This is a genomic window from Pseudomonas sp. SWRI111, from assembly GCF_014268555.1.
Lineage (GTDB): Bacteria > Pseudomonadota > Gammaproteobacteria > Pseudomonadales > Pseudomonadaceae > Aquipseudomonas > Aquipseudomonas hamedanensis.
The window spans coordinates 1-302 of record NZ_JABWQQ010000086.1; the positions used below are offsets into that span (position 1 = coordinate 1).

The following is a 302-nucleotide window of genomic DNA, read 5'->3' on the forward strand; positions in this document are numbered from 1 at the left end:
GTCGAGGTATCGATGGTGTCGGTTACTTGAGTGATTGCTGGTGTGGTGCTCGGAACAAGGTTCTCGAAATTTCCACCAGTGGCGCTGGTAATCGTTGCTTGCACCGAGCCGGCGTCTTTGTAGACGTCATCGGTTGGCGCTGGAACGGTTGCAGTGCCGCTGGTTTCGCCAGCCTTGATGGTGATCACGGCGCCGTTGCTCAGCGTCACGGTCACTGGCGAGCCTGCGGCGTTGGTCAGGGTTGCGGTGTACGTAATTTGACCACCCTCGGCCACGGAACCGGTCGCGGACAGCGACAGGTT

Annotated in this window: 1 protein-coding gene; it reads right to left on the minus strand. The window is 59.6% G+C overall.

Translation table 11 applies throughout. The features are described 5' to 3' along the window. A partial coding sequence (locus tag HU755_RS27050; protein ID WP_186638316.1) for an immunoglobulin-like domain-containing protein occupies positions 1–302 on the minus strand: 302 nt, incomplete at both ends.